The 249-nt window shown below is 49.4% G+C and carries 1 protein-coding gene; it reads left to right on the top strand.

The window, feature by feature from the left end; all coding sequences use genetic code 11:
• A partial coding sequence (locus tag KIH23_RS13690; RefSeq protein WP_213214058.1) for a hypothetical protein occupies nt 1–249 on the top strand: 249 nt, incomplete at both ends.

Genomic DNA, 249 nt, shown 5'->3' with positions numbered 1-249 from the left:
CCATGACTTATACCGTGCTTGGTTCGGGTGGATGTCCGAATGCGACTGCGACGAGAACAATAACAGTAACTGCGCCCGTTTCTGCCGGAACTTTATCCGGAGCACAAAACATTTGCATCGGCGATTCAGTAACTTTTTCATCAACAATTTCAGGCGGAACTTGGACTTCATCAAATCCTGCGGTCGCTACGATTAATGCTGCTACCGGAGCGATTGTTGGAGTTGCTGCCGGAAGCTCAACCATGACGT

Source organism: Flavobacterium sp. CYK-55 (genome assembly GCF_018413465.1).
Lineage (GTDB): Bacteria > Bacteroidota > Bacteroidia > Flavobacteriales > Flavobacteriaceae > Flavobacterium.
Note: the sequence above shows the minus strand (reverse complement) of the source record. Positions and strands in the feature narration are given on the sequence as shown.